This is a genomic window from Bradyrhizobium sp. MI1.10 (genome assembly GCF_055811035.1).
Window position 1 is genome coordinate 1 of the sequence record NZ_JBVVPN010000113.1, and the last position, 3,797, is coordinate 3,797.

Consider the following 3,797-nt stretch of genomic DNA (forward strand, 5'->3'; position numbering starts at 1 on the left):
ACCCATCACTGTGACATCGTCGAGACCGGCAATGACAGCTGGCGCTTCAAAAGCCGCGACGACGATCACGCCACCCGCGCTCGTCTCGTCTCCGCTATCCCGGCCAGCTCCAACGAGCCGAGCGCTACCGTCAAACCGCGGCGCACGAAGGGGTCAAAATTGGACGCCGATGAGGGGTCAAATTTACAGGCCGATTGACAATCTCTCCTTTCGACGGATAATGCGATAAGGTTAGTGCCCTCTTTGCACTCGGTATAGCGCACATTTGTCGAGCGGCTAAAAGCCTCTCGCGTGCAGAAGTGAATTCATGGTTTGTTTGACGCGGCTTGGTATCTTCGCAATTCGCGCGGCGCTTGCGTTCGAAACGATCCCGCCGCGTTCGAATCGTCTCCTTGCGAAGAGGACGGAAACGTCCCGTTCGGCTCGGATTTCCGGGCTCTCGCCAACCGCATTTCCCTGAGCGCCGGCCCAGCCTCACGCGGGCGCTATGGTCCTCACGTGGGCGGCCACGGCCCTCTGGTTCGGCGCGGGCGCCCGTTGCGCCGCAGTTCACGCGAGACTGTCGAATCAGCCCGCCCCAGGCGACGTCCAATCTGTTGGATCGATTGGCCCTGCACCTTGAGAGGCGCGATCCCTTCGCGCTCTACCAATGAGAGCTATTGCCCCGTGACCGCCTTTGCCGAAGATCTGAACATCGCTGGTGGCATGTCGCCCGCCTTTCGGAATAATCTGCTTCCGCGGCAGGTCGAGGGTAAGCGGGGCTGCGAGGCCGATCAGATTGTTTGTGCGAAGACCTGTGAGCGCCGCTAGAAGAGTCATCTTCTGCAAGGGTGCTCACAATGGACGACCATTCGGACGACATAAGACGACCGTTGTCACCGCGCATAGAAGTGTACGCCGGCGGCGGCCGGAAACAGTGGCCAGATGATTTGAAGGCGCAGATTGTCGCGGACAGTCTCGAGCCGGGCGCGATCGTAACAGATGTCGCACGTCGCCATGGCTGCCGGCCCCAGCAGGTGCATGACTGGCGGCGCCGGGCGCGTTCAGGTCAACTGGTGCTGCCAGCTGCGGCGGGTGCACTGTCGTTTGTGCCGTTGGTGTCGGAATCGTCGCCATCGGCGGCTGCAGCTCCCTCCGGGTCGCCGGAAGCAGCCGTTGTGACGGTTGAGCTCCATGGGGCACGAGTTGAGGTGCGAGGGACGCCTGGCCTTGCTGTGTTGAGTGATGTGTTTGTTGCGTTGCGCCGGACACGTTCATGCTGACGGCTCCCGCTGGCCTCATGATTTACGTTGCGACCCGACCTGTAGACTTCAGGAAGAGCGCGGATGGCCTGGCGCTGTTGGCGAAGGAGACGCTGGGCCACGATCCGATGGAGGGCGTGGCGGTGGTCTTCCGTGCGAAGCGCGCTGATCGGGTGAAGATCGTTGTCTGGGATGGTAGTGGCCTCGTGATGTATTGGAAGCGGCTTGAGGGCAGCGCCTTCAAGTGGCCGCCGGTCGTTGACGGCGTCATGCGAATGAACGCCGCGCAGTTGTCCGCGCTTTTGGCCGGCATGGATTGGACACGCATGCATGCGCCTCGAATCCCGCATCCGAAAGCGCTTGCGTAGGACACAAATCTTCGCTGCATCGGGGCGCGAAGCATGGCAGAATCGGGCCAATGAGTGATTTGCCTGATGAGATGCCGAGCGATCCAGCCGAGTTGCGTGCCTTTGCCGCGGCTCTGCTGGATCGCTGCGCCAGGCTCGAGCGGTTGCTCAAGCTTGCAAAAGACGCGCAGTTCGGTCGATCCTCGGAAAAGCTTGACGCTGATCAGCTCCAGCTTGTTCTGGAGGATATCGATCAGGCTGTCGCGGCTCTCAAGGCAGCCGAGGACCGCGCCAATCCCAAAACGCGCGAGAAGAGAGCTGCCGAGCGCAGGGCCAATCGTGGCAGGCTGCCGGAGCATTTGCCGCGCATCATCGAGACCCTGATGCCCGCTGCAACCTGCTGCCCGTGCTGCGCAGGCGACCTTTTTGAGATCGGTCACGATGAGAGCCAGAGGCTGGACGTCGTACCGGCGCAGTATCGCGTCATCGTCACCCGCCGCCCCAAACTGGCCTGCCGCGCCTGTCACGGCGTCGTCCTCCAGCATGCTGCTCCCGAGCGATTGATCAGGGGAGGACTGCCGACCGAGCGGCTCGTCGCGCATGTGATCGACGCCAAGTATCATCATTGGCATTTGCCGCTCTACCGCCAGGCGCAGATGCTGACGACGCACGGTATCGCCATCGACCGTTCCACGCTTGCCTTCTGGGTCGGCTATGCCGCCCAAGAATTGAAGCCCTTGTGGCATCGTCTGCGTCAGCTTCTGCTCGCCTCTTCGAAGCTCTGTGTCGACGAGACCCCCGCACCGGTGTTGGATCCGGGGCGCGGCAGGACCAAAACTGGCTACTTCTGGGCACTGTCACGCGATGACAGGCCCTGGGCCGGGCCTGATCCGCCCGGAGTAGTTTATGCCTATGCACCGGGCCGTGGGGCCGTTCATGGCTTGAGACTGCTCGAAGGCTATCGCGGCATCATCCATTGCGATGGCTATCAGGCTTACAAGACCATGACCCGAGGGACGCGTGCGGACGCCCTGTCCGGGACGCTCGCTTTCTGCTGGGCCCATCTGCGGCGCCAGTTTGTGAAGATCGAGCGCGAAGCTGCTCCGGCGCCAGCTCCAGTTGCCCGCGAAGCGCTCGAGCGCATCGCCCAGCTCTACGCGGTCGAAAAAGCACTCCGCGGCCGATCTGATGCCGAGCGTCGCGCGGGTCGACAAGCGCATGCCCGGCCTTTGGCTGCAGCTTTGAAGCAATGGTTTGAGGCAATGCTTGATCATCTTGCCGAGAAGAGCGACACGGCGAAGGCTCTGCGCTATGCGCTGCGTCACTGGGACGGCTTGACGCTCTATCTTGATGACGGGCGCATCGAGATGGACACGAACGCTGTCGAGCGCGCGATGCGGCCGATCAAGCTCAATGCTAAGAACTCCCTTTTTGCCGGTTGCGACGAGGGCGCCGAGAATTGGCAGTTCTGGCTTCGTTAATCGAGACCTGTAAGCTCAATGGCGTCAGTGCCGAGCACTGGCTCGCTGATGTTCTCGCGAAGCTCGTCGATGGTTGGCCTGCGGCGCGACTGGACGAACTGCTCCCTTGGGCATGGATCTACACGATGCATGCACACCATCCGAGGCTGGCGGCATGAGCCTGAACACGACCGCGGTCCGGATCAAGGTAACTCTCAAGGATGTGAAGCCGGAGGTGATGCGTCGCCTTGTCGTACCCGTCACCCTGCGCCTAGACCGGCTGCATTTGACGCTTCAGGAGGCGTTTGGCTGGACGAACAGCCACCTCTTCGAGTTCTTCGCTGGTGAGGCACATTGGGGGATTCCCGATCCCGACAATGATTACGGCCACCAGCCCATGGATGCTCGTAAAGCGCGGCTTTGCGATCTCGTTCGAGAGACCGGCGCCAAGACCATCCACTATCTCTATGACTTCGGCGACAGCTGGGACCATGTGATCAAGCTCGAAAAATGGTTCGACAACACCACGACGGAGGGCATGCCCTTCCTGCTCGAGGCCGCCGGTCGTTGCCCTCCGGAAGACGTCGGCGGTGCGCCAGGCTATGCCGAATACCTCGACGCCATCAGCGACCCTGCTCATCCGGAGCACGAACATATGCGCCGCTGGGGTCCGGTGCGGAATCCGAGGCAAAGCGGCCACCGATTCCGACGGAAGGCGGCCAGCGATTCCGATCGAAAGCGGCCACCCA

At 61.9% G+C, this 3,797-nt stretch carries 3 protein-coding genes and 3 pseudogenes; 5 read left to right on the forward strand and 1 reads right to left on the reverse strand.

Going from position 1 to position 3,797, the window contains the following annotated elements; genetic code table 11:
- Window positions 1–198 (forward strand): annotated as a pseudogene (locus AC0L3K_RS40325) (IS21-like element helper ATPase IstB); the annotation flags it as partial.
- 326 nt (window positions 199–524) lie between these two features.
- On the opposite strand, the pseudogene AC0L3K_RS40330 reads toward AC0L3K_RS40325, so the two are convergent.
- Window positions 525–737 (reverse strand): annotated as a pseudogene (locus AC0L3K_RS40330) (helix-turn-helix domain-containing protein); the annotation flags it as partial.
- A gap of 102 nt (window positions 738–839) precedes the next feature.
- Here AC0L3K_RS40330 and tnpA point away from each other — a divergent pair.
- The 4 genes and pseudogenes from tnpA to AC0L3K_RS40350 all read left to right on the forward strand — a co-directional run.
- Complete coding sequence (gene tnpA, locus AC0L3K_RS40335) at window positions 840–1,262, forward strand: IS66-like element accessory protein TnpA (protein ID WP_259219181.1); 423 nt, start codon at window positions 840–842, stop codon at window positions 1,260–1,262.
- Complete coding sequence (gene tnpB, locus AC0L3K_RS40340; RefSeq protein WP_259219180.1) at window positions 1,256–1,609, forward strand: IS66 family insertion sequence element accessory protein TnpB; 354 nt, start codon at window positions 1,256–1,258, stop codon at window positions 1,607–1,609. The genes tnpA and tnpB overlap by 7 nt, the downstream gene beginning before the upstream one ends.
- A 50-nt stretch (window positions 1,610–1,659) precedes the next feature.
- A pseudogene (tnpC, locus tag AC0L3K_RS40345) lies at window positions 1,660–3,227 on the forward strand (IS66 family transposase).
- The coding region (locus AC0L3K_RS40350; RefSeq protein ID WP_473368179.1) for a plasmid pRiA4b ORF-3 family protein at window positions 3,224–3,797 on the forward strand (574 nt) is incomplete at its 3' end. The pseudogene tnpC and the gene AC0L3K_RS40350, both read left to right, overlap by 4 nt.

Coding starts and splice junctions, on each gene's coding strand:
- tnpB (WP_259219180.1), top strand. CDS start 1,256: ATGCTGACGGCTCCCGCTGGCCTCATGATTTACGTTGCGACCCGACCT.
- tnpA (WP_259219181.1), top strand. CDS start 840: ATGGACGACCATTCGGACGACATAAGACGACCGTTGTCACCGCGCATA.